Raw genomic sequence first — 26704 nt, forward strand, 5'->3', positions numbered from 1 at the left:
GTGTTCATCACCCAAACCGCTCCAGAAAGGCCTTGGCCGCGAGCCTCTCGGCTTCGCTTTTGCTGGTCGCAGTCGCTGTCGCATCGCCGACATTGCGGACGGTCACCCGCACAGTAAAGCGGGCCGCGTGATCGGGGCCGGAACGGTCGGTGACTTCATACAGCGGCGCGGCGCGGCGGTTGCCTGCGGCCCATTCCTGCAACGCGCTCTTGGGATGCTTGGCCTTGCCGACGTCGCCTTCAAGTTCCTTGGCCCAAAGGCGATAGATCAGCGCCTGCGCGGCATCGAAGCCGTTTTCGATGAAGCAGGCACCGATCAGCGCCTCCATCACATCGCCGAGGATCTTGTCGCTATCCGCCCCGCCATCGTCGCGCGCCTGCTTGCCCAGCCGGATATGCTGCGGGAGCCCGATCGTGCGGGCAATGCGCGCGCAGGTCGCGCCGCTGACGAGAGCGTTGAGTCGCTGGGAAAGCCTGCCTTCCGGCGCGTCTCCGGCGCGGAACAGCCAGGCCGCCACCGACAGGCCCAGCACCCTGTCGCCGAGGAATTCAAGCCGCTGGTAATCGGCTGCATCCGCCGGGCCTGATCCATTGAAACTGCCGTGGGTCAGCGCCTCCAGCCACGGGGCCTCATTGGCGACATGAAAGCCCTGCGCCTCCAGCCATGCGCGCGCGGAAGGTTCGAGCGCGGTCACAGCAGACTTCCGATCCGTTCCCAGCGGGCGGCGGTAAACCACGTCCACGGGTTGCCCCAATCGGCGCTGCCATCGCTTGACCAGACAATCACGCTCGCCCGGCCCACGAGCAAGTCCTGCGGCACCAGCCCAACGCCGTCGCCTGCTGCTGCTGCAAATCGGCTGTCCCGCGAGCTGTCGCGGTTGTCGCCCATCACGAACATCGTACCAGCCGGCACTTTGACCGGGGCGAAGCCGTCATACGGCGTGGACCCGAAATCGAGGACATCGTAGGCTCTGCCGCCGGGCAGGGTTTCGCGCAGCCGGGTGTAGCGACAGGTCGGGTTACCCTCGGCATCGGCGCTCTCCCGTCCGCCCCAGGCGCAGGCGGTGTTCGGCGAAAGCGGGATGATGGCATCGCCGAGCACTTGGCGCGGAAGGCGCTCGCCGTTCAGCACCACTTCGCCGTTGATCACCGCCACGCTGTCGCCCGGCAGGCCGATCACCCGCTTGATATAGTCGCGCCCGTCAACCGGGTGCTTGAAGATCACGATATCGCCGCGTTCCGGCGGGCGGGCGAACAGCCGCCCTTCCGGCAAGGGCAGATCAATGGGGAGCGAATGGCGCGAAATGCCATAGGGCCACTTTGCGGCCAGCAGATAATCGCCGTTCATCAGCCGCGGTAACATGCTCTCGGACGGGATCGAGAATGGCGAGAATACGAATACCCGGAACGCCAGAACGACCAGCAAAAGCTTGATGATAAACCAGAAAAAACCGCCCCAGGTGTCTCCCGGTCGCACGGTTCGGGCGGCATGCGGCTGGGGCCGGAGCGATTGGGTCTTAACATCCATCTGTGCTGCCCTTACTCGCACCGGCAAACTTGCGCAAAGGGGAACGGCGATGAGCGGATTTTCGGACAAGGAAGCGATGGGCGCCGCTTGGGCGCGGCTGCGCGATGTCTCGCACCTGACCCTTGCTGAACTTTTCGCCGGCGATCCGGCCCGCACCGAAGCGATGACCCGGCGCATCGCCTGGCCGGTCGAGCCAGGGAGCGCGGCCGAAACGGGTATGCGGATCGACTTTGCCAAGACCCATCTGAGCGCGGATGCGCTCGCAGCATTCGAGGCGCTGGCTCAGGCGGCGGGCTTTGGCGCGGCGCGCGAGGCGCTGTTCGGCGGCGGGATCGTCAACCCGACCGAAGGCCGCGCCGCCACCCACGGCGCCCTGCGCGGCAGCGGCACGCCTGCACAGGTCGAGGAAGCCGAGGCCCTGCTTGCAAGGATGGGCATGCTGGTCGAGGCCATCCATGAAGGGGCGCTGGGCGAAGTACGACATTGCATCGCCATCGGCATCGGCGGCTCGGCGCTCGGCCCTGCGCTCGCCATCGACGCGCTGACCCGCGATCTGGCGCTGGTCGATGTCCATGTGGTTTCGAACATCGACGGGCTGGCGCTGGAACAGGCCTTCCGCGCCTGCGATCCGGCCGCGACCCTGATCGCGGTCGCCTCCAAGACCTTCACCACGATTGAAACCATGACCAATGCTGCCAGCGCGCTGAAGTGGCTCGCCGACAACGGCGTGGAAGACCCCGGCGGGCGGGTGATTGCGCTGACCGCCGCGCCCGACAAGGCAGTGGAGTGGGGCGTGGACGAAACCCGCGTGCTGCCCTTCGTCGAGAGCGTGGGCGGACGCTATTCGCTGTTCTCGAGCATCGGCTTTCCGGTGGCGCTGGCGGTGGGCATGGACGAATTCCGGGCGATGCTGGCCGGGGCAAAGGCGGTGGACGATCACTTCCGCCAGACCGAAGGCCGCGCCAACGCCCCGCTGCTCGCGGCTTTCTGTGACCAGTATTACACCCGGTTGCGCGGCTGCCAGACCCGCGCGGTGTTCGCCTATGATGAACGCCTCGCGCTGCTGCCCGACTATCTCCAACAGCTTGAAATGGAGTCCAACGGCAAGAGCGTGACGATTGACGGCGCGCCCGTTGATGGCGCGACGGCGGCGGTGACGTGGGGTGGGGTGGGGACTGACGCGCAGCATGCGGTGTTCCAGTTGTTGCATCAAGGCACCCATCTGATCCCGGTCGACTTTATCGCCAGCATCGCGCCGGGCGATGATCTTGATCCGGCGCATCACCGCATCCTGCTGATGAACTGTCTGGCGCAAGGCGCGGCGCTGATGGCGGGCAAGCCGTCCGATGATCCGGCGCGCGTCTATCCGGGCGACCGACCCTCGACCACCTTCCTGCTGGACGATTGCGACGCGGCGGCGCTGGGCGCGCTGATTGCCTTCCACGAACACCGCACTTTTGCCAACGCTGTCCTTATGGGAATCAACCCCTTCGACCAGTTCGGCGTGGAGCTGGGCAAGGCGATCGCCAAGCAGATCGAGAGCGGTGAGGGCGAGTTCGACCCCTCCACCAAGGCGCTGATGGCGGCGGCGGGGCTGGGGTAAGCGCGTATTCGATTGACTTTCGCGCCCTTTGCCCCCACATGGCCGCCATCGAAGCGCGCTAGCCATGCGTGAAGCGGCGGAATTTACGAAAGCTTCTGCCCCGGCCGCGCCTCGGTTCTACCCCCAAGACTTCCCTTTTCACGCGGGCGGTTTCAACCCCCGCGCCGCGCGTGGCTGCCACAGAGCAAGCCTGCGCGCGTCGCAGACTATTTGCGAGTGCAATCTACATGACGACTTTTGCTGACCTCGGGCTGTCGCAGCCCGTGCTCCAGGCCCTTGATATCAAGGGCTATTCCACGCCGACCCCGATCCAGGAACAGGCCATTCCCCCGTGCTGAAGGGCCGCGATCTGCTCGGCATCGCGCAGACCGGCACCGGCAAGACCGCCGCCTTCATGCTTCCCAGCATCGACCGGCTGCGCGAGGCCGACAAGCAGATCCCGTTCAAGTCCTGCCGCATGCTGGTGCTCGCGCCGACCCGCGAGCTGGCGGTGCAGATCGCTGACAGCGCCAAGGATTACGGCGCGCTTGCCGGGCTGAAGGTGCAGTGCATCGTTGGCGGCACGTCTGTCGGCAAGGATCGCAACAAGCTCCACCGCGGCACTGACATTCTGGTGGCGACGCCGGGCCGCCTGCTCGACCTGATCGACCAGAAGGCTTTCAACCTCAATGGCATCGAAATCCTGGTGCTCGACGAGGCCGACCAGATGCTCGACTTGGGCTTCATCCATGCCCTGCGCAAGATCCGCGAACTGGCCCCCAAGGATCGCCAGACGCTGTTCTTCAGCGCGACCATGCCCAAGGCGATCAAGGAGCTGGTGAGCGGCTATTGCAACAACCCCGTGCACGTCTCTGTGACGCCTGAAAGCACCACCGCCGAACGCATCGACCAATATCTGTTCATGGTGCAGCAGGACGAGAAGCTCAGCTTGCTCCAGATGATCCTCAAGGGCCGTCATCCGGTGCCCGGCGAGTTCGAGCGCATCCTGATCTTCACCCGCACCAAGCACGGCGCGGACCGGGTGGTGAAGAAGCTAGCGCACGCCGGGATCGAGGCCAACGCCATCCACGGCAACAAGTCGCAGCCGCAGCGCCAGCGCGCGCTCGACGAGTTCAGGAAGGCCCGCGTGCCGATCCTGATCGCGACCGACGTCGCCGCGCGCGGGATCGACATTCCGGGCGTCAGCCACGTCATCAATTACGAGCTGCCCAACGTGCCCGAACAATATGTCCACCGCATCGGCCGCACCGCGCGTGCGGGTAGAGATGGCGTGGCGATCGCCTTCTGCGCCGAGGACGAACGCGCTTACCTCAAGGATATCCGCAAGACGACCGGCGCGGAACTGGAGCGCCTGCCACTGCCCGACAATTTCCGCGCGGTGGTGGAAGGCGAGGGGCCGGAAAAACCCGCGCCGCGCCAGCCGATGAAGCGGGTGCAGGCCCGTCCGCTCGGGCAGCGCAAGCCGCGTCCCGAGCAACGGGGCGAACAGCGCGGCGAGCGTCGTCCGCAGCAGGGCGAACAGCGCCGTGCCGAAGGCGAAAATCGGGGCGAACGACGTCCACAGGGTGATCGCAAGCCGCAGCACGCACAGGGCAAGCCCGGCGGCGGCCAGAACCGTTCGCGCGGTGGTCGCGGGCGCGGGCGTCCCGGCGGCGGTGGAGGTCGTCCCCGCGCCGCGCAGGGCTGACCCTGCGGGCCTGCGCCTCATCAACTGAAACACGGCTTTGCGCGCGTCGGTGGTTGCTCCCACCGGCGCGCGTCGCCATATGCGCCCCAGCCAGAACGGGAGCAGCATCATGGCGGCAGAATACGACTACGACCTCTTCACCATTGGCGCAGGCTCGGGCGGTGTGCGCGCCAGCCGCGTTGCTGCCGCGCATGGCGCACGCGTCGCCGTGGCCGAGGAATACCGCGTCGGCGGCACCTGTGTGATCCGTGGTTGCGTGCCCAAGAAGATGCTCGTCTACGGCGCGCACTTCGCCGAGGATCTCGAAGACGCCAGGCAGTTCGGCTGGACCATTGAAGGCAAGAGCTTCGATTGGGGGCGCTTACGCGATCTCGTCCAGAACGACGTTACCCGGCTGGAGGGGCTCTATGGTCAGACCTTGTCCAACCATGATGTCACCGTGTTCAATGAACGCGCGACCATCACCGGCCCGCATCAGATCACGCTGGCGAGCGGCAAGGTATTGACCGCGAAATACATCCTGATCGCCACTGGCGCGCGCCCGCATATCCCTGACTTTCCAGGCAATGAGCACGTCATCACCTCCAACGAGGCGTTTCACCTCGATGCCATTCCGCGCCGTATCCTGATCGCGGGCGGGGGCTACATCGCCAACGAATTCGCCGGCATCTTCAACGAATTCGGCAGCAAGGTCACGATCGCCAACCGCTCCGACACGATCCTGCGCGGCTATGACGAGGCAGTGCGTGACAGGTTGCTCCAGATCAGCCTGACCAAGGGCATCGAGTTCTGCTTCAACGCGCAGTTCGAATCTGTCGAAAAGCAGGACGATGGCACGCTGCTGGTCAAGCTGACCGGGCAGGATGCACGTGTGTTCGATTGCGTCATGGTGGCCACCGGGCGCGTGCCGAACATCGAAGGGCTCGGGCTGGAGACGATCGGGGTCGAAGTGGGCAAGCGCGGCGAGATCATCGTCGACGCCTTCAGCCGCACCAATGTCGATCACGTCTATGCCGTGGGCGACGTGACCGACCGGGTGCAGCTTACGCCGGTGGCGATCCGCGAAGGGCAGGCCTTTGCCGATAGCGTGTTCGGCGGGGTGGAGCCCTATGCGGTCGATCATTCCTGCGTGCCGAGCGCGGTCTTCAGCCACCCGCCCATCGCAGCCGTGGGCCTGACCGAGGGCGAGTCGCGCAATGTGCTTGGCAGCATAAGGGTTTATCAGGCCGATTTCCGCCCGATGAAAAACGTCGTAGCAGGGCGCAACGAGCGCAGCCTCTACAAGATGATCGTCGATGCCGCCTCGGACAGGATCGTCGGCATCCACATGATCGGCCCCGAAGCGCCGGAGATCATGCAGGCCGCCGCGATTGCGGTGAAAGCCGGACTGACCAAGGCCGATTTCGACGCGACCGTGGCCATCCACCCGACCATGGCCGAGGAATTGGTGCTGTTCAAATAGTGAGCCGCTTCATCTTTGCTGCGTCTCTCGCCCCGTTTCGGCACAGCCCTTGGCGCGGTGCAAGACGGCTGCGGGGGCATGGTTTAACAGTTCTTTCATGAACATCATGACCCTCACCGCGCGCCAGCTGCGCGAACTCGAATATCACCGTGAACACGCGGCTACCTATGGCGAGGAAGCACTGCAGCCGGTCGCTGACGACGTGATTGTCAGTGCCGCGCGGCGGCCGTGGAACGCCTATTGGTCGATGTATGACCGGCTGCTTGCGGCAGATCTGGCGGGCAAGGCGGTGCTGGTGCTGGGCTGCGGCTTTGGCGATGATGCGATCCGCATCGCGCAGCTGGGCGCGCGGGTTTCGGCCTGCGACCTTTCGCCCGAATCGCTCGCCATCGCCGAGATGCGCGCGCGCCGCGCCGGGGTAGGGATCGACTTTGCCGCCATGCCAGCCGAAGCCATGACCTATGGCGCGGACAGCTTCGATGCGGTGGTGTTCGTCGACATCCTCCACCATGTCGATATTGCCGCGACCATGGCCGAAGTCGCGCGGGTACTGAAGCCCGGTGCGCTTGTGATCGGCGATGAACTCTACACCCACTCGCGCCTCCAGCGCATCCGTGAGAGCGCCGCCGTGCAGCGCCTGCTCTATCCGCTGATGCGCGGCTGGATCTATGACGGCGAGACGCCCTACATCACCGAGGACGAACACAAGATCGACGAGCATGAATTCGCGCTTGTCACCGCGCGGCTGGCGGGGTGGGAAACCGCCTGGTTCAACGTGCTCGAAGGCCGCCTCTATCCCTCGCGCATGATCTGGGCCTCGCGGATCGAGCGGGCTGTCATGCGTCCCCTGCGCGCGCTCGCGCCGCTGCTGGCGGGCCGCGTAGTGTTCAGCGGGCGGTTGGCAAAATAGGGCTTCAGGCGCCGAAGCGGGCTGGCGAAAACATCTCTGGCGTCAGGCCTGCAGCGGTGCAGTCTTCGGGGAAGGGCAGACCCAGCACGGCCGCCGCTGCGATGCGCGACAGGGCAGGGGCGGTCTGGAACCCAGCGCCGCCTTGCCCGGCGCACCAGATGAACCCCGGCGCGCCCGCCGCATGGCCCACCAACGGCAATTCGTCAGGCGCGAAACTTCTGAGGCCTGCCCAGCTGTGGGCGATGCGGCGGATGGCGAGGGTGGTCGCCCGTTCCACCCGGTCAGCGGCAATCGCGATGTCGAGTTCCTCGGGCGCGGCGTCGCAAGGCTCGGATGGGGTCTGGTCCATGCTTGAGGCGAGGATCTGGCTGCGGCCTTCGGGCAGCAGGTAGAAGCCTTCGCCCACGGTCTTGGTGAAGGGCCAATTGCGCACGTCTTCGTCCGCGGGCGCAGCAAAGCTGATCACGGTTCGGCGGCGCGGCTGAAGGCCGATGGGGGTGACCCCGGCCATGCGGGCTACTTCATCCGCCCAAGCGCCCGCCGCATTGACGAGCAGCGGCGCAGCAAAGCCGCCCGCCGACGTCTCCACCCGCCAGCCAGCCCCCTCGTGCGCAATCGCCGCTACCTGCGCGCCTGTCACCAGAGTGCCGCCATGGGTGCGCAGCGCCGCCACATCGGCCTGCAGCATCGCGTTGGTATCGAGCTTCAGTGACCCGCGATCGACCAGCGCCGCGGCGCAGGCGTCGGGCCTCAAGGCGGGCATCAGCGCCAGCGCATCGTCCGGCCCGATCCGGCTGTAATCGCAGCCATAGAGCCGGTGGACATCCTCCAGCGCATCGAGCGCCGCAATCTGGCCTGCCGCAGCGATATGCAGCGCGGGATGGATGCTGCCATGTGCGGCGAGGTCGGCCATGCTCAGCGCCGTCAGGGTGCGCACCGGTTCGTTGCCGAGGCCGTAATGCGCGAAGGCGACCGAGCGGCCCGAGGCGTGGTAGCCGGGCGCGCTCTCGCCCTCCAGCACCGTCACCGTGGCGTGCCCCGCCAGCCGCGCCGCCAGAGAAAGCCCCGCGATCCCGCCGCCGATCACCAACACGTCAGAGACAAACATCGCGGCCACCTTTCCCATCGTCCCGCCACTTTTGCCACGTTGACGCTTGCACGCGCCTAAGGCAACGCACCACGGCAAGAGAGCCACAGGAGAGGAACCCCCGTGTCCGCCAACATTGCCGAAATGGAACGCCGCCGTGAAGCTGCCCGGATGGGCGGCGGGGCCAAGCGCATCGAAGCTCAGCACGCCAAGGGCAAGCTGACCGCGCGCGAACGCCTCGACGTGCTGCTCGACGAAGGCAGCTTCGAGGAAATCGACACTTACGTCGAGCACGACTGCATGGATTTCGGCATGGAAACCCAGCGCATTCCGGGTGACGGGGTGGTGACGGGCAGCGGCACCATCAATGGCCGGCTGGTCTACGTGTTCTCGCAGGATTTCACCGTCTTCGGCGGCTCGCTGTCCAAGCGCCATGCCGAGAAGATCTGCAAGGTGATGGATACCGCGATGAAGGTCGGCGCGCCGGTGATCGGGTTGAACGATTCGGGCGGGGCGCGCATTCAGGAGGGCGTGGCGAGCCTTGGCGGTTATGCCGAGGTGTTCCAGCGCAATGTGCTGGCGAGCGGCGTCGTCCCGCAGATCAGCCTCATCATGGGGCCGTGCGCGGGCGGGGCGGTCTATTCGCCCGCCATGACCGACTTCATCTTCATGGTGAAGGATTCGAGCTACATGTTCGTCACCGGGCCGGACGTGGTGAAGACCGTCACCAACGAGGTCGTGACACAGGAAGAACTGGGCGGGGCGATCACGCACACCACCAAGACCTCGGTTGCCGATCTGGCTTACGAGAACGATGTCGAGGCCCTGCTGGCGACCCGGCGCTTCATGGATTTCCTGCCGCTCTCGAACCGCGAGGAAGTGCCGGTGCTCCCCACCAGCGATCCGTGGGACCGGCTGGAGGACAGCCTCGACACGCTGATCCCCGACAACGCCAACCAGCCCTACGACATGCACGAGGTGATCACCAAGGTGCTGGACGAGGGCGATTTCTTCGAGATCCAGCCGGCGCACGCGGGCAACATCATCTGCGGTTTCGGCCGCGTGGAAGGCCGCACCGTTGGCGTGGTGGCGAACCAGCCGATGGTGCTGGCGGGTGTGCTCGACATCAATTCCTCGAAGAAGGCCGCGCGCTTCGTGCGCTTCTGCGATGCCTTCGAGATCCCGATCATCACCTTCGTCGACGTCCCCGGCTTCCTCCCCGGCACGGCGCAAGAGCTGGGCGGCATCATCAAGCACGGCGCGAAACTGCTCTTCGCCTATGCCGAGGCGACCGTGCCCAAGATCACCGTCATCACCCGCAAGGCTTACGGCGGGGCCTATGACGTGATGGCATCGAAGCACCTGCGCGGCGATTTGAACTACGCCTGGCCCACGGCGGAAATCGCGGTGATGGGCGCGAAGGGCGCGGTGGAGATCATCTTCCGGCAGGAAAAGGACGATCCCGCCAAGATCGCCGAGCGCACCAAGGAATACGAAGACCGCTTCGCCAACCCGTTTGTGGCGGCCCAGCGCGGGTACATCGACGAGGTGATCCACCCGCATTCGACCCGCCGGCGGATTGCCTTGGGGCTACGGAAGCTGCGGACGAAGAGTTTGGAGAACCCGTGGAAGAAGCATGACAATATTCCGCTCTAGCTTCGTCGACGCTTCGAAACTGACCTACCAATTCGTCTCGACCAGCGATCCTGACACGATCGGCGTCGAAGTCGAATTGGATGGCAATGTGTTGCTCGAAGTTGAGATGACTGAAGACGGCAAGATCACAGTGTACATCGACGAAGACAGTCACCAGGCTGAGTTTGAGTTGAACGAGCTACGCGCGGTTTTGACGAAGTGCGAAACCGATTTGAACGACTGGCGGAACCGCTTGATCGAACCCGGTGGAATTTGGAGCAAAGAATGAAACTCGGCCGTCTCAATCACATCGGAGTCGCCACGCCCTCCATCGCGGACTCGATTGCGTTCTATCGCGACGTCATGGGTGCGACCAAGATCCACACGCCCTTCGACCTTGAAGAGCAGGGCGTGAAGGTCTGCTTCGTCGACACCCCCGGTGCGGACGGGGCGATGAACGGCACCCAGATCGAGCTGATCGAGCCGCTGGGGGAAAACTCCACGCTTGCAGGCTTCCTCGCCAAGAACCCGCTCGGCGGACAGCATCACCTGTGCTTCGAGGTGCCCGATATCGCCGAGGCGCGCTCGGAATTCGAGGCGCTGGGCAAGCGCATCCTCGGCCCCACGCGGATCGGCGCGCATGGCACGCCTATCTTTTTCGTCCATCCCAAGGACATGGGCGGGATGCTTACCGAGATCATGGAGACGCCGAAGGACGGCACCCACTGGTCGAATTGAGAACACACCCCGCCCCGGCCACCGAGCCGGGGCCCCGCTTTCCTCCTCGGTGAAGAAGAAGCGGGGCCCCGGATCAAGTCCGGGGCGGGGAAACAGAGAGGTTGAACGAATGTCCTACGAAACCATCCGCGTTGACCGCGAAGGCCCGCTGCTCACCATTACCTTGAACCGGCCCGAGCGGCTCAATGCCATGCCCCCGGCAATGGCGGACGAGCTGGGGCAGGCCTTCTATGATCTGGGCGATGCCCGCGCGGTGCTGATCACCGGCGAGGGCAAGGGCTTCTGTTCGGGCGCAGACCTTTCTGCGCGCGGCTCCGGCTCGGCGCTGGGCGGGAAGGGCGGCAGCCACGAGGCGCTGATCAATCACTACAACCCCGCGATCAGCCAGCTGATCCGGGCGAGTGTGCCAGTGATCTGCGCGGTCAACGGCCCGGCGGCGGGCGTGGGCTGCTCGCTGGCTCTGGCGGCGGATTTCACCATTGCCGCCAAGAGCGCCTATTTCCTGCAAGCCTTCGTCAATATCGGCCTTGTGCCCGATGGCGGCTCGACCTGGCTGCTCACCCGCGCCATCGGTCGCGCCCGCGCCACGCGGATGATGATGCTTGGCGAGAAAATCTCCGGGCAGCAGGCCGAGGAATGGGGCCTGATCTACAAGTGCGTCGAAGATGCCGACCTGATGACCGAAGCCCGCGCGCTGGCCGAGAAGCTCGCCAACGGCCCGACCATTGCCTACGCCCAGATGAAGCGCAATATCGCCACCGCGCTCGACCAGAACCTGCAGATGGTGCTGCTGGCCGAGGCCGAGGCCCAGCGGGTTGCCGGCGCCACGGCGGATGCGATGGAGGGCGGCATGTCGTTTCTCCAGAAGCGTAAGCCTGAATTCAAGGGGGCGTAATTCCCCCCCACCTCCGTTCGTATCGAGCGGAGCGCGAAGCGCGCAGTCGAGATACCGGAAAGCGTGGTGTCTCGACTTCGCTCGACACGAACGGAAAAATGGTAACGCGATGACCCAAAAACCGACGCTCGAAGACTGGAACGCCCTCGCCGCCAAGGAAGTGAAGGGCCGCGATCTTAACTGGCAAACGCCCGAGGGCTTCGCGATCAAGCCGCTCTACACGGCGGAAGATCACGCGGGCTTCGATCCGGGCCTGCCGGGCTTTGCGCCCTTCACGCGCGGGGTGAAGGCCTCGATGTATGCCGGCCGTCCGTGGACCATCCGCCAATATGCGGGCTTTTCGACCGCCGAGGAATCGAACGCCTTCTACCGCCGCAACCTCGCGATGGGGCAGAAGGGGCTTTCCGTGGCCTTCGACCTTGCCACCCACCGCGGCTATGACAGCGACCACCCGCGCGTCGTCGGCGATGTCGGCAAGGCGGGGGTGGCGATCGATACGGTCGCGGACATGGAGATCCTGTTCGACCAGATTCCGCTCGACAGCATGAGCGTTTCCATGACGATGAACGGCGCGGTGATCCCTGTGCTGGCCTTCTTCATCGTCGCCGCCGAACGTCAGGGGGTGTCGCAGGACAAGCTCGAAGGGACCATCCAGAACGACATCCTCAAGGAGTTCATGGTCCGCAACACCTATATCTACCCGCCCGAGCCGAGCATGCGGATCATCTCGGACATCATCGCCTATACCTCGGCCAACATGCCGAAATTCAACTCGATTTCGATTTCCGGCTATCACATGCACGAGGCCGGGGCGACGGCGGTGCAGGAGCTTGCCTTCACCATCGCCGACGGCAAGGAATATGCCACCCGCGCCATGGCCGCAGGGCTGGATATCGACAAGTTCGCCGGCCGCCTCAGCTTCTTTTTCGGCATCGGCATGAACTTCTTCATGGAGATCGCCAAGCTGCGCGCGCGCGCGGACGCTGTGGTGGCGGGTGATGGACGGGCTGGGCGCGAAGGACGAACGCTCCAAGATGCTGCGCACCCACTGCCAGACTTCGGGCGTCAGCTTGCAGGAGCAGGATCCTTACAACAATGTCATCCGCACCACGGTGGAAGCGATGGCGGCGGTGCTGGGCGGCACCCAGTCGCTGCACACCAACGCGCTGGATGAAGCCATCGCGCTGCCGACCGATTTCAGCGCCCGCATCGCCCGCAACACCCAGCTCGTTCTTCAGGAAGAGAGCGGGATCACGAGCGTCGTCGATCCCCTCGGCGGGTCGCACTATATCGAGGCTTTGACCTCCACCCTGGTCGACGAGGCGTGGAAGCTGATCGAGGAAGTCGATGCGGCGGGCGGCATGACCGCCTTCGTCGCCACCGGCGCGCCCAAGGCCGCGATCGAGCGCGCGGCGGCGGAAAAGCAGACCAAGGTCGATAAAGCCGAGACGGTGATCGTCGGCGTCAACAAGTATCGCAAGGAACAGGAAGACGCGCTCGAGACGCTGGAAGTCGACAACCAGAAGGTCCGCGCCGGCCAGATCGCCCGTCTCGCCAAGGTGCGCGAGGGCCGTGACGAGGCGGCGTGCCGTGCGGCGCTGGCGGCGCTGACCGAGGGCTGCTCGAACGGTGCGAACCTGCTGGCGCTGGCAGTAGAGGCTGCGCGTCACGACGCGACCCTCGGCGAAATCTCTGCTGCCATGGAAGAGGTGTTCGGCCGCCACGATGCCACCCCCGCGCCGGTCAAGGGCGTCTACAAGAGCGCCTACGAATTCGACCGCCGCTGGGCGCAGGTGACCGACGGGGTGGAAGCCGTGGGCCGCCGGTTGGGCCGCAAGCCCCGCATCATGGTCGCCAAGATGGGCCAGGACGGCCACGACCGCGGTGCGAATGTGATCGCCAGCGCCTTTTCCGACATGGGCTTTGAGGTCATCTCCGGCCCGCTGTTCCAGACCCCGCAGGAGAGCGCCGCGATGGCGCTGGAGCACGATGTCGACGTGGTCGGCGCGTCGAGCCTCGCAGCGGGCCACAAGACCCTGATCCCCGAACTGATCCGGCTTTTGAAGGAAGCGGGTCGCGGCGACATCAAGGTGACGGCGGGCGGCGTCATCCCCCCGCAGGACTACGACTTCCTGCGCGAGGCGGGGGTGCAGGGGATCTATGGCCCGGGCTCGAACGTGGTGGAGTGCGCAGCGGATATTCTGGTGCTGCTCGGCCACAACATGCCGCCGCCCGGAGACTTGGGGAGCGAAGGGCTGGACGAGGCGGCGGAGTAGTGCTGCTCCACAGCCTTTCCCAAGTGCTCAAGGGAGCGCTGATCGCACTTGTGAACCTGCCGCTCATTCTTCTTTGGATGAGCGATTACAGTTTGACCACCAAGGCTTTAGGCTCAGTTGGCCTGCTGCTACTTGCTGGCTTGGTCGGCTGGGGCGGTGCGGCATTTGGCGCAAGGCTCAAGAAGCGGAGAATGTTTTGACCAACCCCCGCACCGACTGGACCCGCGAGGAAATCGCCGACCTCTTCGACCTCCCCTTCACCGAGCTGCTGTTCCAGGCCGCCAGCGTCCATCGCGAATACCACCCCGCGACCGAAGTGCAGCTTTGCACCCTGCTCAGCATCAAGACCGGCGGGTGTCCCGAGGATTGCGGCTATTGCTCGCAGTCGGTCCATGCGGACTCGGGCGTCGAGGCGACCAAGCTGATGGACGTGCAGGCCGTGCTCCAGCGCGCGGCGCAGGCGAAGGATGCGGGCTCCCAGCGGTTCTGCATGGGGGCTGCGTGGCGCAATCCCAAGGACCGCGACATGCCCGCGATCGTCGAGATCGTGAAGGGCGTCTCCGCGATGGGCCTCGAGACCTGCATGACGCTGGGAATGCTAGAGCCGCATCAGGCCGAGATGCTCGCGGACGCAGGCCTCGATTACTACAACCATAATATCGACAGCAGCCCCGAATATTACGAGCGTGTCATCTCCACCCGCGATTTCCAGTGCCGCCTCGATACGCTGGGTCACGTCCGCAAGGCGGGGATCAATGTCTGCTCCGGTGGGATCGTCGGCATGGGGGAGACGCGCGAGGACCGGGTGGGCTTTGTCCACACGCTCGCGACCCTGCCGCAGCACCCGGAGAGCGTGCCGGTCAACGCGCTGGTGCCGGTCAAGGGCACGGTGCTGGGCAATATGCTGGCCGATACGCCGCTTGCGAAGATCGACGATATCGAGTTCGTCCGCACCGTGGCGGCGGCGCGCATTACCATGCCGCGCTCGATGGTACGGCTCTCGGCGGGGCGCGAATCCATGTCCGAGGCGACGCAGGCCCTGTGCTTCCTCGCAGGCGCGAACTCGATCTTCACCGGCGACAAGCTCCTGACCGCGCCCAATGCGGGTGATGACAAGGACGGCGCGCTGTTCGCCAAGCTGGGGCTGACGGCGCTGAAGGGCGAGGAACCCGCAAGAGCCTGCAAGGCGGCGGCAGTGGCCTAGTTGCATGACCCTCGGCTTCTCGGTCGACAGCCTGCTCCCTAAGGCGCGCGGGGCGGGCAGTTGCGCATGGGGCTGGTCAAGCTTGAGGAGCACCAGTGGCTCCAGCCCAAGCCCGATTTCGCGGCGCGGGCGGCGGGGTTTGCGGACTGGCCGGAAGGTGTGCAACTGACCCCCGAGGTGGACGCGCCGGGGCGCGAGTTGGCAGCGATGGTGGGCACCCAAGGCGCTCTCCCCGAAGCAGCGCTGGCCGTTCACGAAGACCTCTGCCTCCTTAGCAAACGCGACGATGAAGACGTCTACCGCCTGATCGGTGCAGCGGTGGCCTGGCCCTCTGACTGGCACCCTGCCGAGAAAATCGGCCTGCCCCTGCGCGCGCTCCATGCGCCGATTGCGGGCTACGAGGAACAACTCGCCACCGGGGTCGACCGCTTCATGGCAACCCTGCGCCCCGGCCCGATCTACGCGCGTGCCAACTGGTTCATCGCGGCCACCGGAGCGCGCCGCTGGCTGCCCGACCGCCCCGCTACGCAAGCCTTCGCCCATGTCACGCCCGAGAACGCAGGGAGCACCCTGTTCGTGCGCTCCGAACGCCAGACCCTGCGGCGCCTGCCGCAGACCGGCGCGATCCTGTTCACCATCGGGATCTATGTGGAACCGCTCGGCAAGCTCTCGCCTGCCAACATCGCCATGCTGAGCCGCGCTGTGCAAACTCTCGTCAGCGGGGAGGGTGACCGGCGCGGCGCGCCTGCCTATGCCGACAGCCTCACCGCCTTCGCCGCCGCCCATGCCTGACGCCGCCCAAATCCGCTAGCTTGCAGCTTGCGCAATCACTCGGCATAGCCGCTGGCAAGATATGTCCTTTGGAGAGAGGCCCTAACCCTTGTTCTCGAAAATCCTGATTGCCAACCGCGGCGAGATCGCCTGCCGGGTCATTACCACCGCGCGCAAAATGGGGATCAAGACCGTCGCGGTCTATTCCGATGCCGATGCTCGCGCGCCGTTTGTGGGACTCGCGGACGAGGCGGTGCATATCGGGCCGTCGCCTGCGGCGGAATCCTATCTTGTCGCCGACAAGATCATCGCCGCGTGCAAGCAGACCGGGGCTGAGGCCGTCCACCCGGGCTATGGCTTCCTGTCGGAACGCACCTCCTTCGCCGAGGCGCTGGCGAAGGAAGGCATCGCGTTCATCGGGCCTCCCGTGGGTGCTATTGCCGCGATGGGGGACAAGATCGAATCCAAAAAACTCGCCAAGGAAGCGGGCGTCAACGTCGTCCCCGGCTTCGTCGGCGAGATCGAGGATACCGAGCACGCGGTGCGCATCTCCAACGAGATCGGGTATCCGGTGATGATGAAGGCCAGCGCGGGGGGCGGGGGCAAGGGGATGCGCCTTGCCTATTCCGAAGCTGACGTGCGCGAGGGCTTTGAAAGCGTGAAGCGCGAGGGGCTGAACTCCTTCGGCGACGACCGCGTCTTCATCGAGAAGTTCATCCTCAACCCGCGCCACATCGAGATCCAGATTCTCGGCGACCAGCACGGCAACATCCTCTATCTGAACGAGCGCGAATGCTCGATTCAGCGCCGCCACCAGAAGGTGGTGGAGGAAGCGCCGTCGCCCTTCGTCACGCCGAAAATGCGCAAGGCCATGGGCGAGCAATGCGTCGCTCTGGCGCGCGCGGTGGGCTATTACAGCGCCGGCACGGTCGAGCTGATCGTCTCCGGCGCAGACCCGACGGGGGAGAGCTTCTACTTCCTTGAAATGAACACCCGGCTTCAGGTGGAGCACCCCGTCACCGAGGCAATCACCGGCATCGACCTCGTCGAGCAGATGATCCGCGTCGCCGCCGGCGAAAAGCTCGGCATGACGCAGGACGACATCGGCATCGACGGCTGGGCGATCGAGAACCGCGTCTATGCCGAAGACCCCTATCGCGGCTTCCTGCCCTCCACCGGGCGGCTGGTGCATTATCAGCCGCCCAAGGCGAAATTCCGCCAAGGACCGTTCGCCTCGAGCGAAGTCGAGAGGCAGGAGAGCGGTGTCTCGACTTCGCTCGACACGAACGGAACTGGGTATATTCGCCTCGATGACGGCGTGTACGAAGGCGGCGAAGTGTCGCGCTTCTACGATCCGATGATCGCCAAGCTGATCACCTGGGCCCCGACCCGCGATGAAGCCGCCGATTTGCAGATCGAGGCATTGGACAATTTCCGCATCAAGGGCCTCGGCCACAATGTCGATTTCCTCAGCGCGATCATGCAGCACCCGCGCTTCCGATCGGGCGAGCTGACGACGGGCTTTATCGCCGAGGAATATCCCGAAGGCTTCCACGGCGCGGCGACCAGCGATGACATGAAGCGCATCCTCGCCGCCGTGTGCGCGGGCAATGAATTCACCCTGCAATCGCGCGCGCGGCGCATCTCGGGCCAGCTTGATGGCGATGACGGGCGCGAGGGCGTGCTGCGGGTGACGACCGATTGGCTGGTGAAGCTGGGCGATCAGCGCTTCGAAGTGATCCTTGCAGATGGCCACGCGATGGTGGACGGCGTGCGGATCGCAGGCACATGCAACTGGCGCCCCGGCATGGTGCAGGCCGAGGCCGTCGGCCGCGTGGGCGAAGGGCCGGAGCACAAGCTCGGCCTGATTGTCGAGCGGCAGGGCAACCAGTGGAAGGTGACGACGCGCGGCGCTGCGCACACCGCGCTGGTCATCCCGCAGCGGCTGGCGCGGCATGAATCGCTGATGCTCGAGAAGGTGCCGCCCGATCTCTCCAAGCTGCTCATCTGTCCGATGCCGGGGATGCTGGTGAAGCTCCACGTCGCCGAGGGCGAGACCGTGCAGCCCGGCCAGCCCTTGGCGACGGTCGAGGCGATGAAGATGGAAAACATCCTGCGCGCCGAAAAGGAAGGCGTGATCGCCAAGATCAACGCCGCCGAAGGCGAGAGCCTCGCAGTCGATGCGGTGATTCTGGAACTGGAATAGGGCGCTTTCCTACCTGCCAGCGGAAGGGCAGGATGCAGGGAATGACAGAAGTCGCCGCAAAAGCACGCGGAGAATTCTGTATATCACTGTAATAAAAGGAAAATGTGATAATTCCAGGCGGGTTTAGGTGCGGTTTAGCCCCGTGCAGGCCCGGTTTTGAGGGGGCTTAGACCCCCTCTAGACCGCTCCAGACCCCGCCTTGCCCGCCGCCAGCTCTGCGTCAAGAAACGCTGCAATGTCAGAAAGATCAACGTCGCGCGCGACATAGGCCTCGCCAAGCGCCTTGAGCAGCAGGAAGGGCAGGGTGGTGCCTTCGGCCTTCTTGTCGTGGCGCATGTGATCCACCAGCGCCGCGCCGTTGCAGGCAAGGCCGAGTGCGGCGATTTCCGACGGCAGGCCCGCTGCCGCAATCGCACGGGCAGCCCGGGCGGCATCGTCTGCCGAAAGCTCCCCCCGCCGCGCGGAATAGCGCGCCGCCAGCACCATGCCGAGCGCCACCGCCTCTCCGTGCAGCAACCGGTCGGAAAAGCCCGTCTCTGCCTCCAGCGCATGGCCGAAGGTGTGGCCGAGGTTGAGGAGCGCACGGCGGTCGAGAGTCTCGCGCTCATCCTCGGCGACGATCCGCGCCTTCATCGCGATGCTGCTGGCGATGGCGTGTTCAAGCGCGGCGGGTTCGCGTGCTAGCACCTTCTCGCCGTTCGCTTCCAGCCACGCGAAAAACGCCGCATCACCGAGCAGGCCATATTTCAGCACCTCGGCATAACCGGCGCGCATTTCCCTGTCTGGCAGGGTGGCGAGCACCAGCGGGTCGATCAGCACCAGCGAAGGCTGATGGAAGGCGCCGATCAGGTTTTTGCCCGCCGCGGTGTTGATCGCGGTTTTGCCGCCGACCGAACTGTCGACCTGCGCCAGCAATGTCGTCGGGATCTGCACAAAGCCTACCCCGCGCTTCAGAATCGCGCAGGCAAAGCCGACGAGATCGCCGACCACACCGCCGCCCAGGGCAAAGACGTGATCCTTGCGGGTGACGCCCAGCGCCAGCAGCCAGTCGCACAGGCGTTCCAACACGCGCCATGTCTTGGCGTCCTCGCCCGGTTCGACCACGAACCATTCGGCCTTGATGCCTGCCGAAGCGAGCCGGTCATTCAGATCGCCGGCAAAGATGGCGTGGGTGTTGGTATCCGCGACAAAGGGGACAGCCCGACCGGTGCGGTTATAGGGCGCAAGATAGGGCTCGGCACGGCTGGCGATATGGTCGAGCAATCCCTGCTCGATCACCACCTCGTAAGCACGCCCGGCCAGAGCAACGGGAATTACAGCCATTTGTCTATCGCCTCGATAATGGCGCGGGCAGTGTCGGCATGGGGGCCGTTCTCGCTGACCACGCGAATATGCGCCTCGCCGTAGAAGGGTTCACGCTCGGCCGCCAGTCGGGTGAGGATCTGCTTGGGATCGCCCTGCTTCAAAAGCGGGCGATTGCCGCGCCGCGCGGTGCGCTCCACCAGCGTGTCGATGTCGCAATCGATCCACACCGCGATGCCTTTCTCCAGTACCGCCGCGCGCGTCTGCGGGTCGACGAAAGCCCCGCCCCCGGTGGCGATGACCCCGTGGCCTTCATCGATCAGGCGGGCGATGACGCGGCGTTCTCCGTCGCGGAAATGGGCCTCGCCGAAGGTTTCGAAGATTTCCGGGATGGAACGCTGGGCGGCCTCGGCGATGGCATCGTCGGCATCCACGAAATCGCGCCCGAGCATCGCGGCAAGCTTGCGCCCGACGGTGGACTTTCCCACGCCCATAAGGCCCACCAGCACAATCGGCCGGTCAATGCGCGCCGCGATGGCGGACAGCGCCTGGGGATGGGTGGACGGTTTTTCAGCGGACATTGCCGCTTGGCCTATAGATGGGCTAGGACGCGCGCAATATGCCAAACCTGCGGTCCAAGTCGCTCTCCTCGTCCGGTTTCGAACCTGCCCGCTCTGCCGGGCAGCGCGGGTTGCCGCAATGGGCGGCAGCGACGGCTGTGGTCGTCGGCGGATTGCTGGCGCTGGCGTGGATTGATGGCGGAGAGGAGCCGCTTCGCCCGATTGCCGAAGATGTGGCCCTGCCGGAGCAGCCGCAATGATCCGTCGGGCAGGATGGGGCATCAGCGTTCTCGCGCTCGGGATCGCCGGAGCGCTGGGCGGTGCGGGGCTGGCGAGCCTGGCAGGGGCGCAGAGCCAGCCCGAATCACTGCTGCCGCCGGGTTTTGACGATCCCGCGCCTGCGCCGACACCGCGGCAAAGCCCGACGCCCTCGACCACGCCTGCGCCGCGCCCTGTTCCCGGAGCGTCCGCGCCGCTGCCAGCGGGGCAGCCGGGCGCTGCACCATACGTGCCGCCGGCAGCCGTCGATCCGGCGAGCCTCCCTCCGCTGCCGGGAATTTCCCGCGATGAGTTGGCCCGCCTGCCGAGCCTCGAAAAGCTGGAGGCGATGTCGACCGACGAGCTCGACAAGCTTCTTGGCCTCAAGCCCAAGACCGATATGCCGCCCGGTGCCCGCAGGGCGCTGACGCGGGTTGGTGTTTTGGCGGCGGATGAAGGCGGCCTGCCGCCGGTTTCGCTGGCGAACCAGCCCGAGGCGCTAGTGCGCGCGGTGCTGGCCGGGACGCGCGGGCCGATGGTTTCGCGCTGGGGTCACATCCTGATGCGCCGCGCGCTGGCGAGCCGCCTTGCTGCGCCGCTCGGGATGGATCCGATGGAGTTTGCCGCCCTGCGCGTGGCGGTGCTCAACGGGATGGGCGAATATGCCATCGCGCGCGCCGTGGTGCAGGATGTCGATACGGCCAACTGGTCGCCCGGTCTGACCGATGCGGCGCTGACCGCCTATCTTGCCAGCGGCGACATCACCGGGGCTTGTCCCGCCGTGCGCCTGCAGGGCTCGGCGCGCGAGGATGCCGAGTGGCAGATGTGGCAGGCGATCTGCAATGCCTATGCAGGGGAAACCGCGCTTGCTGCGGCGCAGCTTGACCGTGCGCTTGGCCGGGGGATTGCGCCGCGGATCGACGTGCTGCTCGCCCGCCGCTTTGCAGGTGCCGCCGGACGCGGACAACGCGCGGTCGAGATCGAGTGGAAGGATGTCGAGGAACTGAACCCCTGGCGGTTCGGGCTTGCCACGGCGCTGGGCGAGCCGGTTCCCGAAGGGCTGATGGACGGCGCACTGAAAGCGCGAGGCGGGGCCTATTATGCCCGCGTGGGCGCGCTTCTGCCGATGCTGCCTGCGCTTCAGCGCGCACCCTATGCCGGGCGGGCGGGGCGCGAAGGGATACTGTCGGCGAGCGCGATGGTTGATCTCTATTCGGAAGTCTACGCCGACCCGGCGGCGGCTGGTGATCCGCAGACCCATGCCGCGACATTGCGCGATGCCTATATTGCCGCTGATCCGGCCGCGCGCATTGCGGCAATGGAGCGGTTGTGGGCAGCCGGCGCTCAGCTTGGCGGAGGGGATGGCTATGGCGCGCGGGTGCTGACCGCCTACGCTGCCGCACGCATTCCGGCGCGCGAGGCCCATGCCGGGGTCGCTGGTGATCTGATCGCGGCGATGCTGGCCGCAGGGCTCGATGCCAATGCCGCACGCTGGTCTGGCGTCGTCAAGGAAGGCTCGCTTGGCTGGGCGCTGATTGCGGTGGCCGCGCCGGGGGCAGGCACGGCGGGGCAGGACGCGGTGCAGAGCTTCATCAGCGATGATGACAGCGATGATGCCCGCAAGTCCGCCTTCCTCGTCGCAGGTCTTGCCGGGCTCGGTCGCCTGAGTGCCAGCAATGCCGCTGCGCTTTCAGGGGATCTCGGCGTCGATCTGTCGCGCCAGACTCGCTGGAGCCGCACCATCGACCGCGCGGCAGAGGTCGGCAATCCGGCGTTGGTGGTATTGCTCGCAGGGCTCGGGATGCAGGGGACGAGCTGGGAGCAGATGACCCCGCTGCACCTCTATCACATCACCGCCGCACTGACCCGTGTCGGCCTTGAGGCCGAGGCCCGGATGATCGCCGCCGAGGCGGTCGCGCGCGGGTAAGGCGCGCTGTGTCGGCCGCGACCGACGCCTTCCTCGCCATGCTCGCTGCCGAGCGCGGGGCGGCGCGCAATACGCTGGCCGCCTATGCCCGCGATCTTGCGCAGGCCGAGGAAGCGATCGGTGATCTGGCAGTGGCAGAGCGTGACGCGGTGGCCGGACTGGCGGGCAAGTGGGCCGCGCTCGCCCCGGCAAGTGTTGCCCGCAAGGCTTCGGCGCTCAGGCAGTTTTTCGGCTTTGCGATCGACGAGGGCTGGCGTCAGGACGATCCCTCGGCGGCGCTGCCTGCGCCCCGTGCGCGCCGCCCGCTGCCCAAGGTGCTTGGCCACGATCAGATCGCCGCTCTTTTCACTCGCGCCGAGGCGGAAGCGGCGGGGGGTGAACCCAAGGCGGTGCGGCTGCTGGCGCTGATCGAACTGCTCTATGGATCGGGCCTGCGCGCCACCGAACTGGTCAGCCTGCCGCTCTCAGCGGTGCCGCGCGATGCTCCGTTCCTGACGGTGACGGGCAAGGGCGGGGCAAGTCGCATGGTACCGGTTGGCGCACGGGCGCTGGAGGCGCTGGGACGCTGGCTGGCGCTGCGCCCGCAAGTGCCGCCGTCGCGTTATCTGTTCCCATCGGCCAAGGGTGGGCATTTCAGCCGGGTGCGCCTGTTCCAGCTCATCAAGGCACTGGCAGCGCGGGCCGGAATCGATCCGGCGATCATCAGCCCGCATGTCCTGCGCCATGCCTTTGCGACACACCTTCTGGAAGGCGGGGCTGACTTGCGCGTGCTTCAGACGCTGCTCGGTCATGCCGATATCGCGACCACCCAGATCTATACCCATGTTGATAGCGCGCGCCTTGTTGCCCTCGTCAATTCCCGTCACCCGCTTGCAACCCGGACAACATCAGACTAGCGCCGACCGATGATTTCCTACCTCGATTTCGAGAAGCCGATCGCACAGCTGGAAGAACGCATCGCCCAGTTGCGTAGCGTCAACGCCCTGCATGATGTCGATGTCGCGCAAGAGATTGTCCGGCTCGAAGCCAAGAGCACCGAGCTTTTGGCCAGCACCTACGCCTCGCTCACGCCGTGGCAGAAGACGCAGGTCGCGCGCCATCCGCAAAGGCCGCATTTCCGCGATTATGTCGCCCATGCCTTCAGCGAATTTGTGCCGTTGGGCGGTGACAGGCTCTATGCCGACGATCTGGCCATCATGGGTGGTTTTGCGCGGCTGAACGGTCGGCGCGTGATGCTGATCGGCCATGAGAAAGGCCACGACACGCAAAGCCGCATCCGCCACAATTTCGGCATGGGCAAGCCCGAAGGGTATCGCAAGGCAATCCGCCTGATGGAACTGGCAAGCCGATTCGGCCTGCCGGTGGTGACGCTGGTAGATACATCCGGTGCTTTTCCGGGGATCGAGGCTGAGGAACGCGGCCAGGCCGAAGCTATCGCCCGCGCAACCGAGGCCTGTCTCGCGCTGCAAGTGCCGATGGTTGCCGCAATCGTGGGCGAAGGCGGATCGGGCGGCGCCGTGGCGCTTGCCTCGGCCAACCGTGTGCTGATGATGGAGCACGCGGTCTATTCGGTTATCAGCCCGGAAGGTTGCGCCTCGATCCTGTGGCGCACCTCGGAAAAGGCACCGGATGCAGCGCAAGCGATGAAGGTGACGGCGCAGGATCTCAAGCGCATCCATGTGATTGACCGCATCGTGAAAGAGCCGGTGGGCGGAGCGCACCGCGATTCCGTTGCAGCGGCGCGGATGCTGGGAGCTGCCTTGACCGAGGAAGTGGACCTGCTTGCGGGCCAGACAGCGGCGGAACTGGTGGCCGGGCGCGAAGAACGCTTTCTCGCCATTGGCGGTTAGGGTGCGACGGGCCATCGCGAGTTAAGCTTTCGTTTGCCAAGACTTTCCGGCGCGCCGCTTTCCCGATAGGCTGGGAATTCGAATGGCGGCGGAAAGGGACGGATCATGGCACGAATTTCACGCGCAATCCTTGCGCTGGGCGCAGCACCTCTGGCGTTGACCGGATGCATGGGCGCAGGTGGAGCAATCCCCTCGGCATCGACTCCGATCACAGCCCAGGAAGCCCAGATGGGTGCAAAGTATCACCCCCAATTCATTGCCGAATTCGGCGGTGCGATGACCGGCGCTCACGCGCAATATGTCGAACAGGTGGGCAAGAATATCGCGGTGCAATCGGGGCTCGGCAACGCGCGCGAGAGCTTTACCGTCAGCTTGCTCAATTCGCCGGTGCATAATGCCTTCGCGGTGCCGGGGGGCTATATCTACACAACCCGCCAGCTGGTCACTCTGATGAACAACGAGGCGGAGCTTGCAGCGGTGCTGGGCCACGAGGTTGGTCATGTCGCCGCGCGCCATTCGCAGCGGCGTCAGCAGGCAGCGCAGAACAATTCGATCCTGGGCGTGCTGGGGGCGATCGGCTCGGCGATCCTGCTGGGCGATTCGGGACTTGGCCAGACGCTTTCGCGCACGTTCATGGAAGGCTCGCAGCTTCTGACGCTCAGGTTCTCGCGCAAGCAGGAACTGGAGGCGGATGATCTCGGCATCGAATATCTCGGGCGTGCAGGTTACGATCGGCGCGCGATGGGGACCGTGCTGGCGAGCCTTGCAGCGCAGAACGGTCTCGATGCGCGTCTTCAGGGCCGCAATGCCAGCGTGCCGGAATGGGCCTCGACTCACCCCGACCCGGCAAGCCGCGTGCAGAGCGCCTTGGCCAAGGCCGGAGCGGCAGGCACCGGCGGGGTGACGAACCGCGATACCTTCCTGACGCGAATCGATGGTCTGCTGTATGGCGATGATCCCGCACAGGGCCTGATCGAGGGGAGCACCTTCATTCACCCTGAATTGCGTTTCGCCTTCACCGCGCCGCAGGGCTTTTACATGGTCAACGGCACGCGCGCGGTCAGCATTCAGGGGCAGGGCGGCCAGGCGCAGATGACGCTGGCAGCCTATAACGGCAATCTTGAAACCTATGTCCGCCAGCAGTTCACAGCGCTTGGCGGGCAGAACAATGCCAATCTCGCCCCGCAGCAGATTGAACGCAGGACGATCAACGGGTTACCGGCTGTTTACGGCGTGGCGCGGGTCAACAACGGTCGCAGTCAGGTTGATCTGGTCGTCTATGCCTATGAATTTGCGCGTGACAGAGCCTATCACTTTGTCGCGATTGCGCCGGCAGGCCGCGCGGCGACCTTTGATCCGATGTTCCAGTCGATGCGGCGAATCACCGACCGCGAGGCGACCAGCGTTGTGCCAAAGAAGGTGCAGGTGGTGACCGTGGCCCGCGGCGATACCGTGGCGAGCCTTGCGCGGCGGATGGCCTATCCCGCGGCGCAGGAAGATCGCTTCCGCGTGCTGAATGCCTTGGGTAGCAATGATACCGTAACGCCGGGCCAGAAGGTCAAGATCGTGGTGCGCGGGCGCTGATTCACCCGGATTGTGCCGGTCAGGCTCGCCGCAGGTAAGCAATATGCGGCGCGCACAAACAAAAACGGCGGGGATTGCTCCCCGCCGTTCCTGTGAATTCGCGTGCTCGAATTACGAGGTCAGCGCGGTGTTCACTTCACCGAAGGTGGTGTTGAGGTTGGTGCCCAGCTGGGTCATGGCGGTGATCGCGGCGACGGCGATCAGAGCGGCGATCAGGCCGTATTCGATGGCGGTGGCGCCCTGTTCGTCACGGACGAGGTTCTTGAAGAAGGTCATGTGTCGTCTCCTGGTTTGGTCTTCGGTACCCGTGCCCCCCTGTTCGCGGCGGGCAATTCTTGAGCTAATCGATACCAGTTGAGAAATTACTAACTCGGCGAAGAGTAAAATCTTAATTCCCCATGGCAGCGCTTGTCTGAGCCTCAACGTCGTTCCACATCTCGATCGTTGCATTGGCAACGTTGTTCATCGAACCGACGATGACGAGGACGATAAGGCTCACAATCAGACCGTATTCGATCGCGGTGGCACCGGTGGTGTCGTCGACAATGCTCTTGATGAAAGTCGGCAACATCGGGAGGCCCCCTGTCTTCTGCGTCCTGATGAGATGTAAAATCCGCTCTACGGGTTAAGAAAAAGTTGATGGAAGCACCGATGATGGAAAAAATTCCGACATGAGCGCCAGATGGATCCCGGTAGTGGCGGCTGCATTGGCGCGGTCGGACGGACTGTGGCTGATGCATCGCCGTCCGGAAGGAAAGCATCATGCAGGGCTCTGGGAATTCCCCGGAGGCAAGGTTGAAGCATCTGAAATGCCAGTGGATTGTCTGCTGCGCGAGTTGCACGAGGAACTCGGCATCACGGTGCAGCGGCACGCTTGCCGCCCTCGGGCATTTGCCGAAACCGCCCCCGATGATGCCGACAGAGCGATTGTCCTCATGCTTTACACTGTGAGCGAATGGGAGGGTGATCCCATCCCTCTGGAGGGAGGCGAAATCGGTTGGTTCACGCCCGCCGAGGCTTTGGCGCTTCCCAAGCCGCCGCTTGACGTGGAACTGGCTGCAAAGCTGTTTCAAAATTTCTGAAGGGTGCCAAAAGACGCTTGCCAAGCCCTGCCGACGCCCCTAGATGGCCCCCCTCAGCGCGCACCCGTAGCTCAGCTGGATAGAGCACCAGACTACGAATCTGGGGGTCAGAGGTTCGAATCCTTTCGGGTGCGCCAACA

At 65.2% G+C, this 26704-nt stretch carries 24 protein-coding genes, 1 tRNA gene and 2 pseudogenes; 20 read left to right on the forward strand and 7 right to left on the reverse strand.

Annotated features, from left to right (window positions below; all coding sequences use genetic code 11):
* Window positions 1-7: 7 nt before the first annotated feature.
* Both rnc and lepB read right to left on the reverse strand, forming a co-directional pair.
* A complete protein-coding gene (gene rnc, locus CHX26_RS09880) occupies window positions 8-694 on the reverse strand; it encodes a ribonuclease III (RefSeq protein ID WP_104942223.1) in 687 nt (228 codons plus the stop codon).
* Window positions 691-1527, reverse strand: a complete 837-nt coding sequence (gene lepB / locus CHX26_RS09885) for a signal peptidase I (RefSeq protein ID WP_104942224.1) — start codon at window positions 1525-1527, stop codon at window positions 691-693. The genes rnc and lepB overlap by 4 nt, the downstream gene beginning before the upstream one ends.
* Before the next feature lie 49 nt (window positions 1528-1576).
* Between lepB and pgi the strand changes: the two genes are divergently transcribed.
* The 4 genes and pseudogenes from pgi to CHX26_RS09905 all read left to right on the forward strand — a co-directional run bounded on the left by pgi (window position 1577) and on the right by CHX26_RS09905 (window position 7189).
* On the forward strand, window positions 1577-3130 hold the full coding sequence (pgi, locus tag CHX26_RS09890) for a glucose-6-phosphate isomerase (RefSeq protein WP_233997109.1): 1554 nt from the start codon (window positions 1577-1579) through the stop codon (window positions 3128-3130).
* Between the two features lie 227 nt (window positions 3131-3357).
* Window positions 3358-4817 (forward strand): annotated as a pseudogene (locus tag CHX26_RS09895) (DEAD/DEAH box helicase).
* A 109-nt stretch (window positions 4818-4926) separates the two neighbouring features.
* Window positions 4927-6279, forward strand: coding sequence for a glutathione-disulfide reductase (gene gorA / locus CHX26_RS09900; RefSeq protein WP_104943365.1), 1353 nt, complete (start codon window positions 4927-4929; stop codon window positions 6277-6279).
* A gap of 97 nt (window positions 6280-6376) precedes the next feature.
* A complete protein-coding gene (locus CHX26_RS09905) occupies window positions 6377-7189 on the forward strand; it encodes a class I SAM-dependent methyltransferase (RefSeq protein WP_104942225.1) in 813 nt (270 codons plus the stop codon).
* Between the two features lie 4 nt (window positions 7190-7193).
* Here CHX26_RS09905 and CHX26_RS09910 read toward each other — a convergent pair whose 3' ends face one another.
* Window positions 7194-8315 (reverse strand): NAD(P)/FAD-dependent oxidoreductase, encoded by a 1122-nt coding sequence (locus tag CHX26_RS09910; protein ID WP_233997110.1) that lies wholly within the window; start codon window positions 8313-8315, stop codon window positions 7194-7196.
* A gap of 84 nt (window positions 8316-8399) precedes the next feature.
* On the opposite strand from CHX26_RS09910, the gene CHX26_RS09915 reads away from it, so the two are divergent.
* The 9 genes and pseudogenes from CHX26_RS09915 (at window position 8400) to CHX26_RS09955 (ending at window position 18001) form a co-directional block, all read left to right on the forward strand.
* Window positions 8400-9932: an acyl-CoA carboxylase subunit beta gene (locus tag CHX26_RS09915; RefSeq protein WP_104942226.1), complete on the forward strand. Its 1533-nt coding sequence runs from the start codon at window positions 8400-8402 to the stop codon at window positions 9930-9932.
* Window positions 9913-10200 carry a hypothetical protein gene (locus tag CHX26_RS09920; RefSeq protein WP_104942227.1) on the forward strand — a complete coding sequence of 96 codons (288 nt, stop codon included), beginning with the start codon at window positions 9913-9915 and terminating at the stop codon, window positions 10198-10200. The genes CHX26_RS09915 and CHX26_RS09920 overlap by 20 nt, the downstream gene beginning before the upstream one ends.
* Complete coding sequence (gene mce / locus CHX26_RS09925; RefSeq protein WP_104942228.1) at window positions 10197-10649, forward strand: methylmalonyl-CoA epimerase; 453 nt, start codon at window positions 10197-10199, stop codon at window positions 10647-10649. The genes CHX26_RS09920 and mce overlap by 4 nt, the downstream gene beginning before the upstream one ends.
* A gap of 109 nt (window positions 10650-10758) precedes the next feature.
* Window positions 10759-11544 carry an enoyl-CoA hydratase-related protein gene (locus CHX26_RS09930; RefSeq protein WP_104942229.1) on the forward strand — a complete coding sequence of 262 codons (786 nt, stop codon included), beginning with the start codon at window positions 10759-10761 and terminating at the stop codon, window positions 11542-11544.
* Between the two features lie 109 nt (window positions 11545-11653).
* Window positions 11654-13820, forward strand: a pseudogene (gene scpA, locus CHX26_RS09935) (methylmalonyl-CoA mutase).
* Window positions 13820-14020 carry a hypothetical protein gene (locus CHX26_RS09940; RefSeq protein WP_104942230.1) on the forward strand — a complete coding sequence of 67 codons (201 nt, stop codon included), beginning with the start codon at window positions 13820-13822 and terminating at the stop codon, window positions 14018-14020. The pseudogene scpA and the gene CHX26_RS09940 overlap by 1 nt, the downstream one beginning before the upstream one ends.
* Window positions 14017-15024, forward strand: coding sequence for a biotin synthase BioB (bioB, locus tag CHX26_RS09945; protein ID WP_104942231.1), 1008 nt, complete (start codon window positions 14017-14019; stop codon window positions 15022-15024). Before CHX26_RS09940 ends, bioB begins: the two co-directional genes overlap by 4 nt.
* 66 nt (window positions 15025-15090) lie before the next feature.
* Entirely contained in the window at window positions 15091-15816 is a 726-nt protein-coding gene (locus tag CHX26_RS09950; protein WP_335682294.1) for a heme-dependent oxidative N-demethylase family protein, read from the forward strand.
* Between the two features lie 88 nt (window positions 15817-15904).
* Window positions 15905-18001 carry an acetyl-CoA carboxylase biotin carboxylase subunit gene (locus CHX26_RS09955; protein WP_104942232.1) on the forward strand — a complete coding sequence of 699 codons (2097 nt, stop codon included), beginning with the start codon at window positions 15905-15907 and terminating at the stop codon, window positions 17999-18001.
* A 177-nt stretch (window positions 18002-18178) separates the two neighbouring features.
* On the opposite strand, the gene aroB is transcribed toward CHX26_RS09955, so the two are convergent.
* On the reverse strand, window positions 18179-19324 hold the full coding sequence (aroB, locus tag CHX26_RS09960; protein WP_104942233.1) for a 3-dehydroquinate synthase: 1146 nt from the start codon (window positions 19322-19324) through the stop codon (window positions 18179-18181).
* A complete protein-coding gene (locus tag CHX26_RS09965; protein WP_104942234.1) occupies window positions 19315-19884 on the reverse strand; it encodes a shikimate kinase in 570 nt (189 codons plus the stop codon). The genes aroB and CHX26_RS09965 overlap by 10 nt, the downstream gene beginning before the upstream one ends.
* 38 nt (window positions 19885-19922) lie before the next feature.
* On the opposite strand from CHX26_RS09965, the gene CHX26_RS09970 reads away from it, so the two are divergent.
* The 5 genes from CHX26_RS09970 to CHX26_RS09990 all read left to right on the forward strand — a co-directional run bounded on the left by CHX26_RS09970 (window position 19923) and on the right by CHX26_RS09990 (window position 25482).
* Window positions 19923-20123: a hypothetical protein gene (locus tag CHX26_RS09970; RefSeq protein ID WP_104942235.1), complete on the forward strand. Its 201-nt coding sequence runs from the start codon at window positions 19923-19925 to the stop codon at window positions 20121-20123.
* Window positions 20120-22048: a hypothetical protein gene (locus tag CHX26_RS09975; RefSeq protein ID WP_233997111.1), complete on the forward strand. Its 1929-nt coding sequence runs from the start codon at window positions 20120-20122 to the stop codon at window positions 22046-22048. Before CHX26_RS09970 ends, CHX26_RS09975 begins: the two co-directional genes overlap by 4 nt.
* An 8-nt stretch (window positions 22049-22056) precedes the next feature.
* A complete protein-coding gene (locus CHX26_RS09980) occupies window positions 22057-22944 on the forward strand; it encodes a tyrosine recombinase (RefSeq protein WP_104942236.1) in 888 nt (295 codons plus the stop codon).
* Window positions 22945-22953: 9 nt separating this feature from the next.
* The gene (locus CHX26_RS09985) at window positions 22954-23898 is read left to right on the forward strand and encodes an acetyl-CoA carboxylase carboxyltransferase subunit alpha (RefSeq protein WP_104942237.1); all 945 of its coding nucleotides are present in this window, start codon (window positions 22954-22956) and stop codon (window positions 23896-23898) included.
* Between the two features lie 105 nt (window positions 23899-24003).
* The gene (locus CHX26_RS09990; RefSeq protein ID WP_104942238.1) at window positions 24004-25482 is read left to right on the forward strand and encodes a M48 family metalloprotease; all 1479 of its coding nucleotides are present in this window, start codon (window positions 24004-24006) and stop codon (window positions 25480-25482) included.
* Between the two features lie 111 nt (window positions 25483-25593).
* Here the strand turns inward: CHX26_RS09990 and CHX26_RS09995 are convergent, their stop codons facing one another.
* Window positions 25594-25758: a Flp family type IVb pilin gene (locus CHX26_RS09995; protein ID WP_104942239.1), complete on the reverse strand. Its 165-nt coding sequence runs from the start codon at window positions 25756-25758 to the stop codon at window positions 25594-25596.
* 112 nt (window positions 25759-25870) lie between these two features.
* Window positions 25871-26053: a Flp family type IVb pilin gene (locus CHX26_RS10000; protein ID WP_104942240.1), complete on the reverse strand. Its 183-nt coding sequence runs from the start codon at window positions 26051-26053 to the stop codon at window positions 25871-25873.
* Window positions 26054-26153: 100 nt separating this feature from the next.
* Here CHX26_RS10000 and CHX26_RS10005 point away from each other — a divergent pair, with 100 nt between their 5' ends.
* Both CHX26_RS10005 and CHX26_RS10010 read left to right on the forward strand, forming a co-directional pair.
* Window positions 26154-26564: a (deoxy)nucleoside triphosphate pyrophosphohydrolase gene (locus CHX26_RS10005; protein WP_104942241.1), complete on the forward strand. Its 411-nt coding sequence runs from the start codon at window positions 26154-26156 to the stop codon at window positions 26562-26564.
* 60 nt (window positions 26565-26624) lie between these two features.
* Window positions 26625-26701, forward strand: a tRNA-Arg gene (locus CHX26_RS10010).
* Window positions 26702-26704 lie beyond the last annotated feature (3 nt).

Source organism: Porphyrobacter sp. HT-58-2, assembly GCF_002952215.1.
Taxonomy (GTDB): Bacteria; Pseudomonadota; Alphaproteobacteria; order Sphingomonadales; family Sphingomonadaceae; genus Erythrobacter.